This is a genomic window from Streptomyces thermolilacinus SPC6 (assembly GCF_000478605.2).
Taxonomy (GTDB): Bacteria; Actinomycetota; Actinomycetes; order Streptomycetales; family Streptomycetaceae; genus Streptomyces; species Streptomyces thermolilacinus.
Genome location: NZ_ASHX02000001.1, coordinates 3,219,965 through 3,238,935, shown reverse-complemented (window position 1 = coordinate 3,238,935; position 18,971 = coordinate 3,219,965). Strand labels below are relative to the sequence as shown.

18 protein-coding genes and 2 tRNA genes are annotated in these 18,971 nt (G+C 72.1%); 14 read left to right on the top strand and 6 right to left on the bottom strand.

Annotated elements, in window-relative coordinates; all coding sequences use genetic code 11:
* The first annotated feature begins 1 nt into the window (after window position 1).
* The 5 genes from gyrA to J116_RS13915 all read left to right on the top strand — a co-directional run bounded on the left by gyrA (window position 2) and on the right by J116_RS13915 (window position 5,797).
* Window positions 2-2,653, top strand: coding sequence for a DNA gyrase subunit A (gene gyrA, locus J116_RS13930; RefSeq protein WP_023587679.1), 2,652 nt, complete (start codon window positions 2-4; stop codon window positions 2,651-2,653).
* Between the two features lie 96 nt (window positions 2,654-2,749).
* Entirely contained in the window at window positions 2,750-3,316 is a 567-nt protein-coding gene (locus tag J116_RS13925; protein ID WP_023587678.1) for a DUF3566 domain-containing protein, read from the top strand.
* A 58-nt stretch (window positions 3,317-3,374) separates the two neighbouring features.
* Window positions 3,375-3,448, top strand: a tRNA-Ile gene (locus tag J116_RS13920).
* A gap of 473 nt (window positions 3,449-3,921) precedes the next feature.
* Window positions 3,922-4,050, top strand: a complete 129-nt coding sequence (locus tag J116_RS30905) for a DLW-39 family protein (protein ID WP_010467770.1) — start codon at window positions 3,922-3,924, stop codon at window positions 4,048-4,050.
* A 412-nt stretch (window positions 4,051-4,462) separates the two neighbouring features.
* Window positions 4,463-5,797, top strand: a complete 1,335-nt coding sequence (locus J116_RS13915; protein WP_028964035.1) for a hypothetical protein — start codon at window positions 4,463-4,465, stop codon at window positions 5,795-5,797.
* Between the two features lies 1 nt (window position 5,798).
* Here the strand turns inward: J116_RS13915 and J116_RS13910 are convergent, their stop codons facing one another.
* Window positions 5,799-7,178: a serine/threonine-protein kinase gene (locus J116_RS13910; protein ID WP_028964629.1), complete on the bottom strand. Its 1,380-nt coding sequence runs from the start codon at window positions 7,176-7,178 to the stop codon at window positions 5,799-5,801.
* A 56-nt stretch (window positions 7,179-7,234) separates the two neighbouring features.
* The gene (locus tag J116_RS13905; protein WP_023587677.1) at window positions 7,235-7,783 is read right to left on the bottom strand and encodes a helix-turn-helix domain-containing protein; all 549 of its coding nucleotides are present in this window, start codon (window positions 7,781-7,783) and stop codon (window positions 7,235-7,237) included.
* Window positions 7,784-7,932: 149 nt separating this feature from the next.
* Here J116_RS13905 and J116_RS13900 point away from each other — a divergent pair.
* Window positions 7,933-8,005, top strand: a tRNA-Ala gene (locus J116_RS13900).
* Window positions 8,006-8,177: 172 nt separating this feature from the next.
* On the opposite strand, the gene J116_RS13895 is transcribed toward J116_RS13900, so the two are convergent.
* Window positions 8,178-9,224 carry a hypothetical protein gene (locus J116_RS13895; protein ID WP_023587676.1) on the bottom strand — a complete coding sequence of 349 codons (1,047 nt, stop codon included), beginning with the start codon at window positions 9,222-9,224 and terminating at the stop codon, window positions 8,178-8,180.
* A 143-nt stretch (window positions 9,225-9,367) separates the two neighbouring features.
* Window positions 9,368-10,567 carry an NAD(P)/FAD-dependent oxidoreductase gene (locus J116_RS13890; protein ID WP_023587675.1) on the bottom strand — a complete coding sequence of 400 codons (1,200 nt, stop codon included), beginning with the start codon at window positions 10,565-10,567 and terminating at the stop codon, window positions 9,368-9,370.
* 403 nt (window positions 10,568-10,970) lie between these two features.
* On the opposite strand from J116_RS13890, the gene J116_RS13885 reads away from it, so the two are divergent.
* Window positions 10,971-11,507 carry a DUF6344 domain-containing protein gene (locus tag J116_RS13885; RefSeq protein WP_051203493.1) on the top strand — a complete coding sequence of 179 codons (537 nt, stop codon included), beginning with the start codon at window positions 10,971-10,973 and terminating at the stop codon, window positions 11,505-11,507.
* Window positions 11,508-11,906: 399 nt separating this feature from the next.
* Here J116_RS13885 and J116_RS13880 read toward each other — a convergent pair whose 3' ends face one another.
* Window positions 11,907-12,584, bottom strand: a complete 678-nt coding sequence (locus tag J116_RS13880) for a DUF5324 family protein (protein WP_023587672.1) — start codon at window positions 12,582-12,584, stop codon at window positions 11,907-11,909.
* A 193-nt stretch (window positions 12,585-12,777) separates the two neighbouring features.
* Here J116_RS13880 and J116_RS13875 point away from each other — a divergent pair, with 193 nt between their 5' ends.
* Both J116_RS13875 and J116_RS13870 read left to right on the top strand, forming a co-directional pair.
* Window positions 12,778-13,305, top strand: a complete 528-nt coding sequence (locus J116_RS13875) for a peptidylprolyl isomerase (protein WP_023587671.1) — start codon at window positions 12,778-12,780, stop codon at window positions 13,303-13,305.
* Window positions 13,306-13,465: 160 nt separating this feature from the next.
* On the top strand, window positions 13,466-14,344 hold the full coding sequence (locus tag J116_RS13870; RefSeq protein WP_023587670.1) for a rhomboid family intramembrane serine protease: 879 nt from the start codon (window positions 13,466-13,468) through the stop codon (window positions 14,342-14,344).
* Window positions 14,345-14,613: 269 nt separating this feature from the next.
* Here J116_RS13870 and crgA read toward each other — a convergent pair whose 3' ends face one another.
* Window positions 14,614-14,871, bottom strand: coding sequence for a cell division protein CrgA (crgA, locus tag J116_RS13865; protein ID WP_023587669.1), 258 nt, complete (start codon window positions 14,869-14,871; stop codon window positions 14,614-14,616).
* A gap of 144 nt (window positions 14,872-15,015) precedes the next feature.
* Between crgA and J116_RS13860 the strand changes: the two genes are divergently transcribed.
* From J116_RS13860 to J116_RS13845, 5 genes are all read left to right on the top strand, one after another.
* On the top strand, window positions 15,016-15,789 hold the full coding sequence (locus J116_RS13860; RefSeq protein WP_028964034.1) for a DUF881 domain-containing protein: 774 nt from the start codon (window positions 15,016-15,018) through the stop codon (window positions 15,787-15,789).
* 124 nt (window positions 15,790-15,913) lie between these two features.
* On the top strand, window positions 15,914-16,075 hold the full coding sequence (locus J116_RS30135; RefSeq protein ID WP_023587667.1) for a hypothetical protein: 162 nt from the start codon (window positions 15,914-15,916) through the stop codon (window positions 16,073-16,075).
* A complete protein-coding gene (locus J116_RS13855; RefSeq protein ID WP_023587666.1) occupies window positions 16,072-16,710 on the top strand; it encodes an aminodeoxychorismate/anthranilate synthase component II in 639 nt (212 codons plus the stop codon). The genes J116_RS30135 and J116_RS13855 overlap by 4 nt, the downstream gene beginning before the upstream one ends.
* Complete coding sequence (locus tag J116_RS13850) at window positions 16,707-18,155, top strand: class E sortase (protein WP_023587665.1); 1,449 nt, start codon at window positions 16,707-16,709, stop codon at window positions 18,153-18,155. The genes J116_RS13855 and J116_RS13850 overlap by 4 nt, the downstream gene beginning before the upstream one ends.
* 23 nt (window positions 18,156-18,178) lie before the next feature.
* Window positions 18,179-18,856: a class E sortase gene (locus tag J116_RS13845; RefSeq protein WP_023587664.1), complete on the top strand. Its 678-nt coding sequence runs from the start codon at window positions 18,179-18,181 to the stop codon at window positions 18,854-18,856.
* Window positions 18,857-18,971: the final 115 nt, after the last annotated feature.

Here is an 18,971-nt window from a genome sequence, read left to right as displayed (position 1 = left end):
AATGGCCGACGAGAACACTCCCGCCGCCGTGACGCCCGAAGAGGAGCCCGCCGTTCCCGGTGTGGGCCTCCGTGTCGAGCCCGTCGGGCTCGAGACCGAGATGCAGCGCTCGTACCTCGACTACGCGATGTCCGTCATCGTGTCGCGTGCGCTGCCCGACGTGCGGGACGGCCTCAAGCCCGTCCACCGGCGTGTCCTGTACGCCATGTACGACGGCGGGTACCGGCCCGAGAAGGGCTTCTACAAGTGCGCCCGCGTCGTCGGCGACGTCATGGGCACGTACCACCCGCACGGCGACACCTCCATCTACGACGCCCTGGTCCGCCTGGCCCAGCCGTGGTCGATGCGCATGCCGCTGGTGGACTCCAACGGCAACTTCGGCTCCCCGGGCAACGACCCGGCGGCCGCCATGCGGTACACCGAGTGCAAGATGGCGCCGCTGTCGATGGAGATGCTCCGGGACATCGACGAGGAGACCGTCGACTTCCAGGACAACTACGACGGCCGCAACCAGGAGCCGACGGTCCTCCCGTCGCGCTTCCCGAACCTGCTGGTCAACGGCTCGGCCGGGATCGCGGTCGGCATGGCGACCAACATCCCGCCGCACAACCTCCGCGAGGTCGCGGCCGGTGCCCAGTGGGCGCTGGAGCACCCCGAGGCCACCCACGAGGAGCTCCTGGACGCGCTGATCGAGCGCATCAAGGGCCCCGACTTCCCGACCGGCGCCCTCGTCGTCGGCCGCAAGGGCATCGAGGAGGCGTACCGCACGGGCCGCGGCTCCATCACGATGCGCGCGGTCGTCGAGGTCGAGGAGATCCAGAACCGGCAGTGCCTGGTCGTCACGGAGCTGCCCTACCAGGTCAACCCGGACAACCTCGCGCAGAAGATCGCCGACCTGGTGAAGGACGGCAGGATCGGCGGCATCGCCGACGTCCGCGACGAGACCAGCTCCCGCACGGGCCAGCGCCTCGTCATCGTCCTCAAGCGGGACGCGGTCGCCAAGGTCGTCCTGAACAACCTGTACAAGCACACCGACCTCCAGACCAACTTCGGCGCGAACATGCTCGCGCTGGTGGACGGCGTGCCGCGCACGCTGTCGCTGGACGCGTTCATCCGCCACTGGGTGACCCACCAGATCGAGGTCATCGTCCGCCGTACGCGCTTCCGCCTGCGCAAGGCCGAGGAGCGGGCGCACATCCTGCGCGGTCTGCTCAAGGCGCTCGACGCGATCGACGAGGTCATCGCCCTGATCCGGCGCAGCGACACGGTCGAGGTCGCGCGCGAGGGCCTGATGGGCCTGCTGGAGATCGACGAGATCCAGGCCAACGCCATCCTGGAGATGCAGCTGCGCCGCCTGGCCGCCCTGGAGCGCCAGAAGATCGTCGCGGAGCACGACGAGCTCCAGGCGAAGATCAACGAGTACAACGCGATCCTCGCCTCCGAGTCCCGCCAGCGGCAGATCGTCAGCGAGGAGCTGGCCGCGCTTGTCGAGAAGTTCGGCGACGACCGCCGCTCCAAGCTGGTGCCCTTCGACGGCGACATGTCCATGGAGGACCTGATCGCGGAGGAGGACATCGTCGTCACGATCACGCGTGGCGGCTATGTGAAGCGCACCAAGACGGTCGACTACCGCTCGCAGAAGCGGGGCGGCAAGGGCGTGCGGGGCACGAAGCTGAAGGAAGACGACATCGTCGACCACTTCTTCGTCTCCACCACCCACCACTGGCTGCTGTTCTTCACCAACAAGGGCCGCGTCTACCGCGCCAAGGCGTACGAGCTGCCCGACGCCGGCCGGGACGCGCGCGGCCAGCACGTCGCCAACCTGCTGGCCTTCCAGCCGGACGAGCAGATCGCCGAGATCCTCGCGATCCGTGACTACGAGGCGGCGCCCTACCTGGTCCTGGCGACCAAGGCGGGCCTGGTGAAGAAGACCCCGCTCAAGGACTACGACTCGCCCCGCTCGGGCGGCGTCATCGCCATCAACCTGCGCGAGCGGGAGGACGGCAGCGACGACGAGCTGATCGGCGCAGAGCTGGCCTCCGCCGAGGACGACCTGCTGCTCATCAGCAAGAAGGCCCAGTCCATCCGCTTCACCGCGACGGACGAGGCACTGCGCCCGATGGGCCGCGCCACGTCCGGTGTGAAGGGCATGAGCTTCCGCGAAGGCGACGAGCTGCTCTCGATGAACGTCGTCCGCCCCGGTACGTTCGTCTTCACGGCGACGGACGGTGGCTACGCCAAGCGGACGGCCGTGGACGAGTATCGCGTGCAGGGTCGTGGCGGCCTGGGCATCAAGGCTGCGAAGATCGTGGAGGACCGCGGTTCGCTCGTCGGCGCGCTGGTGGTCGAGGAGGGTGACGAAATCCTCGCCATCACGCTGTCCGGCGGTGTGATCCGCACGCGCGTCAGCGAAGTCAGGGAGACCGGCCGTGACACCATGGGCGTCCAGCTGATCAACCTGGGCAAGCGCGATGCCGTCGTGGGCATCGCACGGAACGCCGAGGCAGGCGCAGAAGCCGAAGAGGTCGAGCAGACCGACGGGGCGGACGGCGCGGCCACGGACGCGGAAGGGACCGAGGCCGCCGCCGGTACCGGCGCCGCGGTCGAGGCAGCCGAGGGCACGGAGTTCTCGGCCGGGGAGCACGAGGAGTAAAGCGTGAGCGGAGCCACGGGCGCCGGTTCGGCCGGCTCGGCCGCTTCGGGAAAGAACGGTGCCCGTGGCCCTGCCACGGACTCCCAGGGGGTTGCGGTGACCGACAGCCGGGGGGCAAGGCCCCCGTACGAGACGTACGACGACGGCCCGCTCCCCGGTGAGCGGCCGTCAGCCCAGCAGGCGGCGCAGCCGTACCACCCGCCGCAGGCGTACGCGGCCCAGGGCGCCCCGGTGGGCACCCAGGGCGGCGGCGCCGTGCGGCGGCCCCGTACGGGCGCCAAGACGACGCCGCGGACCCGCAAGGCCCGGCTGCGGGTCGCCAAGGCGGACCCGTGGTCGGTGATGAAGGTGAGCTTCCTGCTCTCCATCGCGCTGGGCATCTGCACGGTCGTCGCGGCGGCCGTGCTGTGGATGGTCATGGACGCCATGGGCGTCTTCTCGACGGTCGGCGCGACGATCAGCGACGCGACCGGCTCCACCGAGAGCAACGGGTTCGACCTCCAGGCGTTCCTGTCGCTGCCGCGCGTCCTCATCTTCACGTCGGTGATTGCCGTGATCGACGTCGTGCTCGCCACGGCGCTGGCCACGCTCGGCGCCTTCATCTACAACCTGGCGGCCGGTTTCGTGGGCGGCGTCGAGCTGACGCTCGCCGAGGACGAGTAGCGATTTTGGCTGGAGCCGTCCTGTGCGCTAATCTTCAGAGGTCAGCGCGCAGCGCGGAGGGGCTATAGCTCAGTTGGTTAGAGCGCATCCCTGATAAGGATGAGGCCACAGGTTCAAATCCTGTTAGCCCCACAGAATCGAAGGCCCCGGTCGGAAGACCGGGGCCTTCGGCGTTGTCGGAGGCGGTGCGTCTCGGCGCGTTGTCGGCGGTGTTCTCGGCTCGTCCGGGGAGACGGCGGTGACGAGGCGGGTCGTCGGGCTGTTGCGGGCAGCGAGCGGGACGGCTCCGTCTGGGGCCGACGGCGTGGAAGGCATCGCGACCGGCTCCGGCTCGGGCAACCCACGCGCAGCGGAACACGTCTTCGGCGTCAAGGGCGTCGGTTCGCCGTCTGCGACTGCGCGTCCGGCCGGGGCGACCGCCACTGCGCGTGGGTGCCGTAGGGGCGGTCGGAGCGGCCGCGTGGCCGGTCGGTGGGGGCGTCGGGACGGGGGCGTAGGGACGTAGGCGTATTGTCGTAGGGAGATAGGTCACCGATTGGTATCGGTCGGTGTGTATAGTCGGGCGCCATAAGGTCTCCTACGTCAACGAAAGACGAGGTCGCGCGGTGAAGAAGCTTCTCCTGGTCGCACTGGCCGCCATCGGCGGGCTCCTCGTGTACCGCCAGATCCAGGCGGATCGCGCCGAGCAGGATCTGTGGACGGAGGCGACCGACTCCGTGCCCGCAGGTTCGTGAGCGCGCCACAAGCATGAAGGGCCCCGCCGCTGGAAAGCGGCCGGGGCCCTTCTTCTTTGCGGGTGTCGGGCCGGGTGCCGGTTGGGCGGTCGGCCTGGGGGTCGCAGGGGGCAAGGCGGGCCAATCGGGCGTCGTCGCAGACAGCGGCCGGGGGCGGGGGGCAGGATGGTGCGGCCAGGCGGACGACGAGGGGAAGCGCGTGAACGGGCGGGGCTTGAGCCGCGGCGCGGCGGGCTACGGAACGGCAGTGGCCGACGGGACGACGACCGCGCGCGCGGGCGGCACGGCGGCGACCGGCCGCGGCCTGGTGGTGAGCGTGCGAGGCACCGCGGTGAGCGGGCGCGGGGCGCGCTCGGCGGGCGCTACGCGCGCGTGGCGGGTCTTCGGCTCGGGCGGCGGGTGGCGGGCCGGTGTGGTGGGCGTGGTGGCCGGAGCGGTCGCCCTCGCCTCCGGTACGTACGCTCCGCAGGCCCTCGCGGCCGGTGAGCCCGCCCCGTACACCTTCGCCGAGGACGCGCGGCCCGTGAAGGGCGCCTCGACCACGAGCGACGCCCAGCGGCTGGACGCCGGTGCCGTGTACAAGGACGCCGTCCCGAAGGACGGCAAGCTGATCTACCGCGTGGACCTGGACGCCGCCAGCCACGCGTACGTCTCCGTCGTCGCCGTACCGCCCAAGGGCGCCAGGCTGTCGTTCCAGGACGAGCTGGATGTTGCCCTCCAGGACCGGGACGGGGCCGACTGCGGGACGACCACGCTGCGGTTCGGCTCCGCCGAGTTCGCCCGGCCGGTCGCCGGGTACGTGGACCGCACGCTCGACCAGGACCGGACGCTGTGTCAGGAGGCCGGGTCGTACTACGTCGTGGTCGAGCGGGACGGCAAGGAGTCGTCGTCGGAGGAGCCCTGGGGACTGGAGCTCCGGCACGTACGGGAGCCGGGGCTCAAGGCTGCCGGGCCGACCGAGGCGCCCGAGAACTGGCCCAGCGCCTCGCCGCAGCCTCCCGCGGGCGGGCCGCGCGAACGGGCTGGAGGCGCGGGCTTCGCGGACGCGCCCGGGCTCTCCGAGGGCGAGTGGACCGACCGCATCGAGCCCGGCCAGAGCCGCTTCTACCGGGTCCCCGTGGACTGGGGTCAGCAGCTGTTCGTCAGCGCGGACCTGGGCAGCTCGGCCGGTGACGGGTTCGTCGGCGGCGCGCTGCCCGTGTCGCTGTACAACCCGGCGCTCGGGCTGGTCGAGAGCGACGACTCGATGTCGTACGACGGCAAGCAGAAGTCGCAGACCTTCGACCCGCTGCCGCCGGTCGCGTACGAGAACCGTTTCAGCTCCAGCACCGAGACGAGCGCGCTGCGCTTCGCGGGCTGGTACTACCTGCGCGTCAGCCTCAGCCCGAAGGTCGGCGAGAAGTTCGGCAGGAAGCCGTACGGGCTGACGCTGCGGGTGAACGTCGAGGGCGAGCCCAAGCCGGCGCCGCCGTACGCCGGTCCGGCCGGGATCTTCGCGGTCACCGAGGACGACCGGGAGGCGGCGGCGGAGGGCCAGAGCGGCGCGGCGGCCGGGGACACGGGCACGATGGGGCTCGTCGCGGCGGGCGGGATCGGGACCGGGACGGTGCTGCTGGGCGGGATCGGGCTGTGGACGGTGCTGGCGCGGCGGCGCGCGGACGGGGCGGCGGGGGCGGCCGGCGGGTCCGTGCCGCCGTCGCAGGACGCGTCCTCCGGGTTCGGGCCGCCGCAGGGCCGGGGCTGGTAGCTCACATCTGCGTGAGGGCCCAGATTCCGACGGCGTAACAGGCCAGGGCCAGCAGCAGAACCGGCACGGCCACCGCGCGCGGCGGGCCCGGCCTCCGGGGCGGAGCCGGTACGGGCGCGGTGGGTGCCGTGACCGGGACGTGGCCGCCGGGTGCGGGTGCGGGTGCCGTTCCGGGGGCCAGCGGTGTGGCCGGGTGCTGGGGCGTGGCGTACGCCGGGGCCGGGTACGCCGGGGCCGGGTACGCCGCTGCCGGGTAGGGCGCTGCCGGGTAGGGCGCTGCCGGGTAGGGCGCGTACGGCTGGTGGGCCCCGGCGGGCTGGTGCTGCGGCTGGGCCTGGTGTTGCGGTTGCGGCTGGTGGGGCGGTGGGGCCAGGTGGAAGCCGCCCGTCTCGGACGGCGACGGCGCCCCCTGGGCCGGTACGGCCGGTGCGCCCGGTGTGGTCGGCGCAGCCGGTACGGAAGGCCGCTCCGGTACGGGCGCGGGCACGGGCGCCGGTACGGGAACGGGGCCGTCGGGGCCGTACCCCGGCGGCAGCGGACCGAGCTGGTCGAAGACCTCGACCGGCTCCTCGTCACCGGCCGTCTCGGGCAGCAGCTCGACGGCGGAGCCGAGCGCCTTGCGGGCGCCGTTCGCCGTACGGAACCGGGCCTGCGGGTCGGGCTGGAGCAGCCCCGCGAGGACCTGCCAGAGCGGCTCCGGGATGCCCTCGGGCGCGCTGGGCGTGCCGTGCGCCATGAAGTGCGCCACGAGCGCCTGCGAGTCGGGCCTCCGGCCCTGGAGCAGATACAGGGCCACCAGGCCGACGGCGAACAGGTCCGCCGGGAAGTCCGGCTCCTCGCCCATGAGTTGCTCGGGCGCGAAGTAGCCGGGCGTGCCGATCACCAGGTTCGTCTCGGTCAGGCGCGGTTCGCCCTTGCGCATGGAGATGCCGAAGTCGGACAGCCGCAGATGCGGACGCCCCTTGCCGGTCGCCTCCAGCAGGATGTTCGCCGGTTTGATGTCACGGTGCACGACCCCCTCCGCGTGCACCGCGGCGAGACCGGACAGCAGCTGGTCGAGCAGCGCGCAGACGAAGCGCGGCGGCAGCGGCCCGTAGTCCCCGATGACGTGCGCCAGGGAACCGCCGCTGACCAGGTCCATCGTGAACAGGACCTTGTCGTCGTCGGCGGCCCAGCTCGCCGGGGCCAGGACGTGCGGGTGGTCGATGCGCAGGGCCTGTTCGCGGACGAAGCGCAGCAGCGTGTGCGCGTCGCTCTGCTGGAGGACCTTCGCGGCCACGTACCTGCGGCGCCGCTGGTCCCAGGCGCGCCAGACGGCCCCCATGCCGCCCCGCCCGATCGGGTCGATCAGTTCGTACCGCCCCGCGAAGACCTCGCCCATCGCGCTGTGTCGCTCCCCGTGCCGCAGTCGTCGTCGCTCGCCGTCGGCCCGCGCCGTCAGCTCTGGTGGGACTCGTAGTGCGCGACCGCGTCCGCCGTGCGCCCGGCGCCGTACACCCGGAGGAACTCTGCCAGTTCGGGGTGGGTGGGGGCGAGCGAGTCGGCCGCGTCGATGATGTCGCCGGCCGCCGCGACGGAGCGCAGCAGCGACTGGATCTCCCGTACGACGCGGCGCACGGTGGGGGCGCCGGAGCCGGGGGTGGACTGGCTGGAGGACGTCAGGACGGAACCGCCCTGCGACTTCTTGATCTCCTCCATCCGGTCCGCCGCCTCGACGGCGCTGACACTGCCGTCGGCGACCTGGCTCGCGAGCTCCTGGAGCGCCTGGACGCGCTGGACGACGGCCGGGTTCCCGATCTTCGCGCGCTGACCGCTCATCAGCTGCGACAGCATGGGGGCGGAGAGTCCGAGTATGGCGGCGAGCCGGGCCTGGTTGAGGCCGAGGTCGTCGATCAGCCGACGGAAAAGGGCCCCCAGCGGTTCGCCGTACCAACTGCGCTGGAGCTCTCTGGCTCTGGCGGTCGCTTCCTGCTGTGCAGCATCCATTGCGTCTCCCCATCGCTCGGGTTCGCTGCTGCGAACCTCGCGGAGCATCTTACGGAGAGTGGTCGCTCGCGGGGAGTCCCAATGTTTTTGCGGGACACCCCCCGTCACCCGGTACTCTGGTCTGCGACCACCGCGCGTCGGCGGTCCCCGGGGCCTTAGCTCAGTTGGTAGAGCGCTGTCTTTGCATGGCAGATGTCAGGGGTTCGACTCCCCTAGGCTCCACAGATCGAAGACCCCTCCCGCCTGCGTCGATACGCGGTAGGAGGGGTCTTTGTCATGTACGGGGCCGGGGTTGGCGCCCTCGTCGGGCCGTGGACTGTGCGAGGACACGGCGGGTGACGGGTGCGCTGCCGAAGGCGTCCGGCGGCTGCGGGTGACCGGGTGTGGGGCAGGGTCAGGCGGGGACCGGTGACGGGCCGGTGGGTGGGGTCCGGCGGGCGCGCACGGTCGCGGCCAGGCAGAGCAGCGCGCCCAGGGCGAGCCAGGCCAGCAGGACGACGACGGACCGGGCGGCGCCCTGGCCGTCGAAGAAGGCGGTGGAGCGCAGCAGCCAGGAACCCGCTCCCGGCGGCATCAACTGGCCCAGCGCACCGGACCAGCCGGGCAGCATCTCGGGTGCGGTCCCGGTGCCGGACAGGGGGTTGCCGATGAGCATCATGGCGGCCGCGCCGACGCCGAAGCCCGCGTACCCGAGCAGCGACACGAGGCCGATGAGGGCCAGGGAGGTGGCCGCGACGGCGAGGGCGACGGCGCCGGAGTTGACGGCGTAGGAGCCGCTCAGCGAGCCGAACCAGAACTGAAGGATCGCGGTCACGGCCAGACCGCCGGTGACGGCGAAGGCCAGCGCCCCCACGACCCGGCGGGCCGTGCCGCTCACGAGCCGGGTCAGCAGTACGGCGGCGAGCAGGCCGCCCATGACCAGGGGCAGGGCCCCGGCGGCCAGGCCGGCGCCGCGCGGGTCGTCGGCGGGCAGCGCGACCAGGTCCCGGACGGGGACCGAGGTGCCGGTGCCGGGGGCGGAACCGGGGCCGGCGCCCTGCCCTTGCGCCTGGCCCAGGGCGGCCGCGACGCCCTGGAGGGCCTGCGCCACCGGTGCGGCACCGGCCGACGCGGTGATGACCTGCGGCTTTCCGGAGCTGACGTCGATCGCCCCGTACACCTCCCGGTCGCGGATCAGCCGTTCGGCGGCCGCGGTGTCGGCGACCTCGGTGATCTCGAAGGCGCCCGGCCTGCCGCGCTCCAGGGCTGCGCTGACCCGGTCGGCCGCGGCGGGCGGCCCGGCGACGGCGATCGGCACGTCGTGCACGGACGACCGCACCGACGGCCAGGCGAAGGCGACGAGCAGCACGCTGACGGCCGCGGTGAGCACAAGGACCGCTCTGGCCACCGCCGGCCAGGTGGACGACGGCGTACCGGACTCCGGCGGGGCCTGGGTGGCCATGCCTACTCCTCGGATCGTGGGTGAGGGGGGACTGGGCGCCGACCGACGTCGTACGCGTCGGCGGGCTCCCGGAGACGGGATGCGCGGGACGGGACGGGGACGGGACGGGACAGGTCGGGACAGGTCGGGGCGGGCAGGACGGGTCAGGCCGCGTCTTCGGCGGTGACCGGCTCCTGGCCGTGCCTGGCCTCAAGCAGCCTGCGGCGTACGGGCCCGCCCTTGGGCCAGCTGTGCGAGCCGGGCTTACGCGCCTCGCTCACCAGGTGCTTGACGCTGGCCTGGCAGGCGAACTCCTTGAGCTTCGCGCCCGGACGGCCGCTGACGTACAGCCTCATCGCGGTGTCGTCCTTGTGCGCGAGCTGGAAGACGGCGGCGCCGCGCCCCAGGCTGATGCACATGGCGTTGAACGACAGATCGACGGGCGTGGGCGGCTCTCCCGCGATGCGGTGGAGCACCGTGTCGGCGGCGTGCGCGCCCAGGCAGCCCGCGGTGTAGGCGCTCATCCGGAACGGCAGGTCCGACGGTGCCGCGCTGTCCCCGGCGGCGACGATGCGCTCGTCGTCCACGCTGGTCAGCGTCTCGTCCGTGAGCAGGCGGCCCACCGCGTCCACGCTCAGCCCACTGCGCGCGGCGAGGTCCGGCACGCCGAACCCGACGGTCCACACGGTCACCTCACTGGGCAGTTCACGTCCGTCGGCGAGGCACACGGCGCGGCGGGTCACCCCCGTGACCTTCGAACCCGAGCCGTCGATGACGGTCACCCCGAGCTCGCTGAGCCGCCTGGTGGCCGTGCGCCGCGCCCGGGGGTGCAGGTACGGGCCGAGTACACCGCCGCAGACCAGGGTCACCCGGAGGCCCTTCTCCGCCAGCTCGGCGGCGGTCTCGATGCCCGTCGGACCGGCCCCGGCCACCGTCACCGCCGCTGTCGTCGGCGCGGCGTCGATCACCGACCGCAGCCGCCGCGCCGCCTCCAGGGTGGCCACCGGGTACGCGAACTCGGCCGCGCCGGGCACGAGCGGTTCGGCACTGCCGCTGCCCGCCGCGTAGACCAGGTAGTCGTACGGGAGGGCCTCCCCGCTCGCCAGCGCCACGCGCCGCCCGGCCGCGTCGATCCGCGCCACCGTGTCGATCCGCAGGCGAACGCCCTTGGCCAGGACCTCCGCGTACTCCACGACCGCGTCGTGGCTGCCGCCCACCAGTTGGTGCAGGCGGAGCCGTGCGACGAAGGACGGACGCGGGTTGACCAGCGTCACGGTGACGTCGGTGCGCCGCGTCAGGCGGTTGGCCGCCATGACACCGGCGTATCCACCGCCGATGACGACGACCTCGGTGTGCTCAGTCATGGTGTCTCCTCCGCTCCAGGGGGTTCGGCATGAAGACACCGCCCACTCGGGCCGTGTGACACCACGTGAGCCGGATCACTTCATGGGCGCTGGGGGGGGAGAGAGAGAGCTGCCTTCGGCGCCCGCGCACCTGCCTCACTGCCCGAAGACCCCTCCCACCTGCGACGATGCGCGGTGGGAGGGGTCTTCGCGGGTCACAGGGGCGGGCCTGGCGGCCGGAGCGGCGTGGTGGTGGCGAGGGGCCTGTCCGGTGTCGGCGCCAGTGGAGATGGGCCGTACGGGTGGTGTTCATCGGAAGATCTGCGCGCGGACGGCGTCGCTCCCCTGGTTCCCGAGATGCGTACACATCATGAGAAAGGTATGTAGATCGCCCAACCGCAACGCGATGGGAAAGCGAGGGGCCATGGCCGCCGACAAGGTCAAGCAGTTCTGGACCGCGATCGTCTCCTTCTTCTGCGGAGTGCTCGCCGCTCTCAGGCCGACGGCGCCCGCAGCGCCCGCAACGCTCGAAGTACCCGCAGTGCCCGCGGGGTCGGCGGCGTCCGCGGCGGACCGGCGTGACGCTGTACGTGCCGGTGCCGGTGCCGGTGCCGGTGCCGGTGCCGGTGCCGGTGCGGGCGGGGGTGTCGCCGGTACGGCGTACGCGGCGCGGACGGCTCGTGTCGGCGCCCTCGCGTTGCCGGGGCAGCGGAGCGTCGCGTCGCCCGTGGCAGCCGGTGGGGGCCGCGGGTCCGGATGGGGTCGGCGGGTGCCGCGTGAGCGGGCACTCCCCCCGACGATCAAGCAGCGTATCCACGCCGAGGCCCACGGTGCCTCCCCCGCCGTACGGCGCCTGACGACCGCCGGTGTCCTGGCCGCGGACCACCGCCCGGCCGAGCACGCGACCGACGACGAGGACGCCGACGGGGGCGTTCCCGTGGGCGCGGCCTCCGCGCGCTAGCGACGGGCCGGCGCACGTACGTCGCTCGCCGACCCGTCGTCCTCCCGGCCGCTCAGGCCCGTACCCCGGTCGTGTTCACCGGATCGTGGTCCCGGCCCCTCTCCGGGTCCGTCGTACCGGCCGCTCGCCGACCGACCTGTCGTACCCGCCGCTCGCCGACCACCCGTCGTCCAGTCGCCTCGCTCCGCACCGTCGTCCTGGTTGCTGCCTCCGGACCGTCGTCCCGGTCGCTCCCCGGCCCCACCGGCCGCCTCGGCCACCGTCGTCCGGCGCCTCGGCCACTGTCGTCCGGCCGCCTCCGACCATCGCCCGGTTCGCCTCGGCCACCGTCGTCCGGCCGCCTCGGCCACCGTTGTCCGGGTGCCTCCAACAGTCGCCCGGTTCGCCTCGGACGGGGTGTCAGCGGAGCCCGTCGCCGTTGTCCGGCTTCTCCGTCTCGATCGTCTCCGTCCCGGCCTCCGACCTCGCCGACATCGGTCCGCTGCCGTCGACCGAGGTGAGCGTGGCGCCCTCGGAGACCTCCGTGGGCGGTTCGACCAGCCAGTCCGGGTTCGCCTGCTTGTCCCACCACTTCCACACCGCCACGGCACCGCCGAAGACCATGCCCACGACGGCGAGTCCCTTCATCGCCCGCCGGGTGCGGGCGCGGCGCTCGTGCCGGCGGACCAGCTTCCTGATCTCCTTCGCCGTCACCTGGCCGCGCAGCGCGGCGAGAGCGGCCGTCGAGCGGGACACGGCCTCCTCCCGTGCGGGACCGGCCGCGGCCATCGCCTGCTCCAGCCGGGGCGTCGTGTAGTACGCCGCCTGACGCGCGGCCCTGCGGGTCTGGTACACGGCGCGGTGCGCGGCCGTGTCGAGCTTCGGCGGTACGTGCGGCGCGACGTACACGCCGTACCCGACGCGTGCCTGCTGTGCGGCTTTGAAGACCTTCGGCGCCATCTTGACGCGCGCCTCGCGCGCGTACTGCGCGGCCTGCTCCCTGGCCGCGCCGGCGTAGGGCGCCACCACGTCCGCGGCGTGCAGCACGCTCTCCTTCGCCGAATCGGTGGCGGCGCGCACGCTGTCCATGCGGGTCACGAGATCCTCCTCCTCGGTGGCGGTTCGATACCTCACCTTTCCGCCGTTTTGGAAATCATGCCCCGGTGACTCCCGCTCGGCATGCGGTGCGGGCATCCGGGGCATTCCCGTGCGACGCTCCCGCCTTTTGCCCCGGGTGATGGCTTCCGTGCGAGGATCGGCTGTGTAAGAGAAGACCTAAGGAAGGCACATCGTGGCCGAGCAGCTGTACGCCACCCTGAAGACCAACCACGGCGACATCGAGGTCCGGCTCTTCCCGGACCACGCGCCGACCACGGTCCGGAACTTCGTCGAGCTCGCCAAGGGCGAGCGCGAGTGGACGAACCCGGCGACCGGCCAGAAGACCACCGCCCCGCTGTACAACGGCACGGTCTTCCACCGCGTGATCAGCGGCTTCATGATCCAGGGCGGCGACCCGCTGGGCAACGGCACGGGCGGCCCGGGATACGAGTTCAAGGACGAGTTCCACCCCGACCTGGCGTTCAACAAGCCGTACCTGCTGGCCATGGCCAACGCGGGCCCGGGCACCAACGGCTCGCAGTTCTTCATCACCGTCGCGCCGACCGCCTGGCTGACCGGCAAGCACACGATCTTCGGTGAGGTCACCAGCGAGTCCGGCAAGAAGGTCGTGGACGCGATCGCCGGTACGCGGACGAACCCGCGCACGGACCGCCCGGTCAACGACGTGGTCATCGAGTCCGTCGTGGTCGAGAAGCGCTGAGCGACCGCTGAGCGGTCCAGGGATGGTCCCCGGGGCGGTCTCCGGGTGATCTCCGGGGTGTCTCCGGGTGGCCTCAGGCGCTTTCGGGGAACCTTTCCGCCCCGTCCGTCCGTAAGGATGGGCGGGGCGTTGGTACGCCCACGACGACAAGGGGAAGCCCATGGAGCAGAGCCAGGCGCCGAACGGGCTGTCGAGCTGCTACCGCCACCCCGGGGTGGAGACCGGCGTTCGCTGCACGCGCTGCGAGCGGCCGATCTGCCCGGACTGCATGGTGGCGGCGTCGGTCGGCTTCCAGTGCCCGGAGTGCGTGCGCGGAGGGTCGGGCACGGGGCACGCCCCGGGCGTGGAGCGGCCCCGGAACATCGCGGGCGGCGCCATCGCCTCCGGGGACCAGCAGCTGGTCACCAAGGTGCTGATCGGCCTCAATCTGCTGGTGTTCCTCGCCGGGATGTTCTCCACGGGCCTCGTCGACGAGCTGGTGCTGATCGGGCTGGCCTTCGACCCGGAGCTGGCCCGTGTGGTCGGGGTCGCGGACGGGGAGTGGTACCGGCTGCTGACGGCGGCGTTCCTGCACCGTGAGGTGTGGCACATCGCCTTCAACATGTTCGGGCTGTGGGTGCTGGGCGGACCGCTGGAGGCGGCGCTCGGCCGGGTGCGGTACCTGGCGCTGTATGTGCTCTCCGGGCTCGCGGGCAGCGCGCTCACCTATGTGATCGCCGCGCCGAACCAGGGGTCGCTGGGCGCGTCCGGCGCGGTGTTCGGCCTGATGGGCGCGACGCTCGTGCTGTACCGCCGCCTCCGGTACGACCTGCGTCCCGTGCTGGGCCTGATCGCGCTGAACGTACTGATCACGGTGGTCTTCCGGGACGTGATCGCCTGGGAGGCCCACCTCGGGGGCCTGGTCGCGGGCGCGATCGTCGCGTACGGCATGGTGGGCGGCCCGCGTGCGATGCGGCCGCTGTTCCAGTGGGGCGCCTGCGCGCTGGTGCTGATCGCGACGGTCGGGATGACCGTGATGAGAACGGCCGCGCTCAGCTGAGCGGCAGCTTTCCCCAGAGTTGTCCACAGCCTGTGACGGCCCTGCCGCCCAGTGTCGGGAACACCTGTGCCCCTCTTCGCTGACCTGGGTGTTTCCAGTGCGACGAGGGGCTCGGGCGGTCCGCTTCAGGGGGTTGACGCAGTCACATCGGCGTCAACAGGATGCGAGTTATCCACAGATCGTCTGAACTTTTCCACGGCTGTGCACAACCTTGTGGATAACCCTTGCGAGTGCTTGACGTGACGAAGGGTTGTCCGCTACTTCAGCGGCTACTTCCACTGCGTGGAGACGGCGAAGCCGGCGGCGATGAAGCCGAACCCGACGGCGACGTTCCAGTTCCTCAGGGACTCCATGGGGAGCGTGCCGTCGGTGACGAAGAAGACCACGATCCAGGCCAGCCCGATCGCGAACAGCGCCAGCATGACCGGAGCGACCCAGCTGCGGTTGGTCAGCTTGATGGCGGTCGCCTGCTTCGCGGCGGGGGGCGGCGTGAAGTCGGCCTTCTTGCGGATACGTGACTTCGGCACGAGGAACTCTCCTGTCGATGCGCTGCGTGACCGCGCGGAAACGGTGACTTTTGCTGGTACGGGCTGAGAACGAGGTGGCCCGTCTCCTCGCCCAGGCGTCCGTTAGCGTAGTGCTTCCTCGACGCCTAAGGAGATAAGGGTACGTTGAGCAATTCCGCCGACTCTCCCACGGAGCCGGCCCGGCGCGGTACGTGGCGGCCGGTGCGGCTGCTGACCGCTGCCGTCTTCGCGCTCGCGGGCCTGATCTTCGTCACGAGCTTCAACACCGCCAAGGGCACCAACATCCGCACGGACGACTCCCTGCTGAGGCTCTCCGACCTCGTCCGCGAGCGCAGCGACAAGAACGCCGAGCTGGAGGAGTCCACGGCGGCCGTACGGGACGAGGTGGACACCCTCGCCCGCCGCGACGACGGCTCCAGCGAGGCCGAGGACGCCCGGCTCGGCGCCCTGGAGAAGGCCGCCGGCACCACGGAGGTCTCCGGCGACGGCCTCACGGTCACCCTCAACGACGCCCCGCCGGACGCCCGGGCCGCCCCCGGCTACCCCGAGCCGCAGGCCAACGACCTGGTCATCCACCAGCAGGACCTCCAGGCCGTCGTCAACGCCCTCTGGCAGGGCGGCGCCGAGGGCATCCAGGTCATGGACCAGCGGCTGATCTCCACCAGCGCCGTGCGCTGCGTCGGCAACACCCTGATCCTCCAGGGCCGCGTCTACTCCCCGCCCTACAAGGTCACGGCCGTCGGCGACACCGGCAAGCTCCGCAAGGCCCTGGCGTCCTCCCCCGCCGTCCAGAACTACCAGCTCTACGTGAAGGCGTACGGCCTGGGCTGGAAGGTCGAGGAGAAGGGCGCCATGACCCTGCCCGGCTACACGGGCACCGTGGACCTGCGCTACGCGCGACCGGCCGCACAGGACTGAGCGTCCACACGCCGTGCGCAACCGCCCACCGGGCACTGAGCGTCCACGTTTTCCACAGGGCGCCCACCGGGAGGGGATCGCCCCGTACTCTGGTGCGGTATCGAATGGAAGGGACGCAGACGTCATGTACGGCTGGATCTGGCGGCATCTCCCGGGCAACGCGTGGGTGCGGGGGCTGATCTCCCTCGTGCTGGCCCTCGGGGTCGTCTACCTGCTCTTCCAGTACGTGTTCCCCTGGGCGGAGCCGCTGCTTCCGTTCAACGACGTGACGGTGGACGGACAGTGAGCGCGCGCATCCTCGTCGTCGACAACTACGACAGCTTCGTCTTCAACCTCGTCCAGTACCTCTACCAGCTCGGCGCCGAGTGCGAGGTCGTGCGCAACGACGAGGTGGAGCTGGCCCACGCGCAGGACGGCTTCGACGGCGTCCTGCTCTCGCCCGGCCCCGGCACGCCCGAGGAGGCCGGCGTCTGCGTGGACATGGTCCGCCACTGCGCCGCCACGGGCGTCCCCGTCTTCGGCGTCTGCCTCGGCATGCAGTCGATGGCCGTGGCGTACGGCGGGGTCGTGGACCGCGCGCCCGAGCTGCTGCACGGCAAGACCTCCCTCGTCGTCCACGAGGGCCGCGGCGTGTTCGCCGGGGTCCCGTCGCCGTTCACCGCGACCCGGTACCACTCGCTGGCCGCCGAGCCCGCCGACCTGCCGGACGTCCTGGAGGTCACCGCGCGCACCGAGGACGGCATCATCATGGGCCTGCGCCACCGTGAGCAGGCGGTGGAGGGCGTGCAGTTCCACCCCGAGTCGGTGCTGACCGAGCACGGTCACCTGATGCTCGCCAACTGGCTGGAGCGGTGCGGTGACACCGGTGCGGTCGGCCGCTCCGTGGGCCTCGCGCCGGTGGTGGGCAAGGCCGTCGCGTGACCGACGTGCGCCCGGGGCACGACGCGGAGGGGAGCGGTCCGGAGGGGTCGCCCTGGTTCCGCGCCGGGCACCAGCCGCCGCGGCCGGAGGAGCCGTACCAGGCGCCCGGCGAGCCGTCGGCCGCACCCGGTCCAAACACGCCGTACGCGGCCCCGTACGAGGCGTACGGCGCCCCCGAGGCGTACGGCACCCAGAGCGCCCCCCAGGACCCCTACGCGGCCCCGCAGCCGTACGCGACCCCGTCCGCGCCCTACGGGAGCACGGCGGCCCCGCAGTCCTACGAGGGCGGGCCCGCCGCGCAGCCCTACGAGGAGGCCGCGCCGGTCTACCCGGCGGGCCCTGCCCCGTACGCACAGCCGGGCGGATACGACCAGCCGGGCCCCTACGAGCAGCCCCGCACCGTCGCCGACCCCCCCGCTGAGGCGCACGGCATCGGCTCGACGGCGGTGCTCCCGGTCATCGACCCGGCAGCGGGCCCCGCCAGCGGCCCGCCCGGCGCCCCGGCCCGCACCCGGGCACCCCGCACCTCCGCGACACCCGCCACGGACGCGGCCCCGGTCACGGACCCGGCCGCCGACGCCGTGCCGCCGCGTGCCGCCGACGAGCCGCCGACCGGGGGCCGGGCCGAACGGCGACGCGCGGCCAAGGGCCGTGGCGGCCGCCGCCGCGGCCCCGGCGCACCGCCCCCCACCGCGCCCCCGACGGCCTCCCCGGCCGGCGCGCCCCTGTCCCGCGTCGAGGCGCGCCGCGCGGCCCGCGCCGCGAAGGACAGCTTCGGTGTGATCGCCAGCCGGGTCATGGGCGAGATCTTCATCACCTTCGGCATGGTCATGCTCCTCTTCGTCGCCTACCAGCTGTGGTGGACGAACGTGCAGGCCGGCCTGGAGGTGGACAAGGCGAAGGACCGGATCGCGCAGGACTGGGCGAAGGACGACGCCGACCGCGAGCCCGGCGTCTTCGAGGCCGGTGAGGGCTTCGCGATACTCCACATCCCCAAGCTCGACGTCGTCGTGCCCGTCGCCGAGGGCATAGACAAGGAGAAGGTCCTCGACAAGGGCATGGCCGGCCACTACGCGGAGGGCGCCCTCAAGACCGCCATGCCGTCCGACAAGCAGGGCAACTTCGCGGTCGCCGGACACCGCAACACCCACGGCGAGCCGTTCCGGTACATCAACCAGCTGAAGCCCGGCGACCCCATCGTCGTGGAGACCCGCGAGGCGTACTACACGTACGAGATGGCCAGTATCCTGCCGCAGACCCCGCCGTCGAACGTCTCGGTGCTCAAGCCCATCCCCGACGGCTCCGGATTCACCGAGCCCGGCCGGTACATCACCCTCACCACCTGCACCCCCGAATTCACCAGTACCTACCGCATGATCGTGTGGGGCAAGATGGTCGAAGAACGGCCGCGCAGCAAGGGCGTACCGGACGCGCTCGCGGGCTGACACCTCAAGACGGGACAGATGTTGTGGCACGTGCGCGGAGCCGGATCGCCGGCGTCATCAGTGTCTTCGGCGAACTGCTGATCACCGCAGGCGTGCTGATGGGCCTGTTCGTCGTCTACTCGCTGTGGTGGACGAACGTCCTGGCCGACCGCGAGGCGGACAAGCAGGGCGACGCCGTGCGCGACAGCTGGACGGACACGAGCCCGGGAGCCCTCGACACGAAGGGCGGCGTCGGCTTCCTCCATGTCCCGGCGATGGGCGGCGACGAGGTCCTGGTCAAGGAGGGCACCAGCCCGGAGGTCCTCAACCACGGTGTCGCCGGTTACTACACGGAGCCCATCAAGTCGGCCCTGCCCAAGGACAAGACGGGCAACTTCTCGCTGGCCGCGCACCGCGACGGGCACGGCGCGAAGTTCCACAACATCCACAAGCTGAAGACCGGCGACCCGATCGTCTTCGAGACGAAGGACACCTGGTACGTCTACAAGGTCTTCAACACGCTCCCGAAGACCTCCCGGTTCAACGTGGACGTGCTCCAGCCCGTCCCGAAGGAGTCCGGCAAGACCAAGCCGGGCCGGTACATCACGCTCACGACGTGCACGCCGATCCTCACCTCCGACTTCCGGTACATCGTCTGGGGAGAGCTGGTCCGCACCGAGAAGGTGGACCACGAGCGCACCAAGCCCGCCGAGCTGCGCTGAGCGCACGGAGCCGCACGCGGAGCCTGCGGAACCACGGTGAGCTGTGCACCTGGACCCGCGGAATCACGCCGAGCACGCTGAACCGCGCCGAGCACGCCGAAGGCCCGGCACCCTG

Coding starts and splice junctions, on each gene's coding strand:
- J116_RS30135 (WP_023587667.1), top strand. CDS start 15,914: ATGTACGGCTGGATCTGGCGGCATCTCCCGGGCAACGCGTGGGTGCGG.
- gyrA (WP_023587679.1), top strand. CDS start 2: ATGGCCGACGAGAACACTCCCGCCGCCGTGACGCCCGAAGAGGAGCCC.
- J116_RS13895 (WP_023587676.1), bottom strand. CDS start 9,224: ATGGCCACCCAGGCCCCGCCGGAGTCCGGTACGCCGTCGTCCACCTGG.
- J116_RS13870 (WP_023587670.1), top strand. CDS start 13,466: ATGGAGCAGAGCCAGGCGCCGAACGGGCTGTCGAGCTGCTACCGCCAC.
- J116_RS13890 (WP_023587675.1), bottom strand. CDS start 10,567: ATGACTGAGCACACCGAGGTCGTCGTCATCGGCGGTGGATACGCCGGT.
- J116_RS13910 (WP_028964629.1), bottom strand. CDS start 7,178: ATGGGCGAGGTCTTCGCGGGGCGGTACGAACTGATCGACCCGATCGGG.
- J116_RS13885 (WP_051203493.1), top strand. CDS start 10,971: ATGGCCGCCGACAAGGTCAAGCAGTTCTGGACCGCGATCGTCTCCTTC.
- J116_RS13905 (WP_023587677.1), bottom strand. CDS start 7,783: ATGGATGCTGCACAGCAGGAAGCGACCGCCAGAGCCAGAGAGCTCCAG.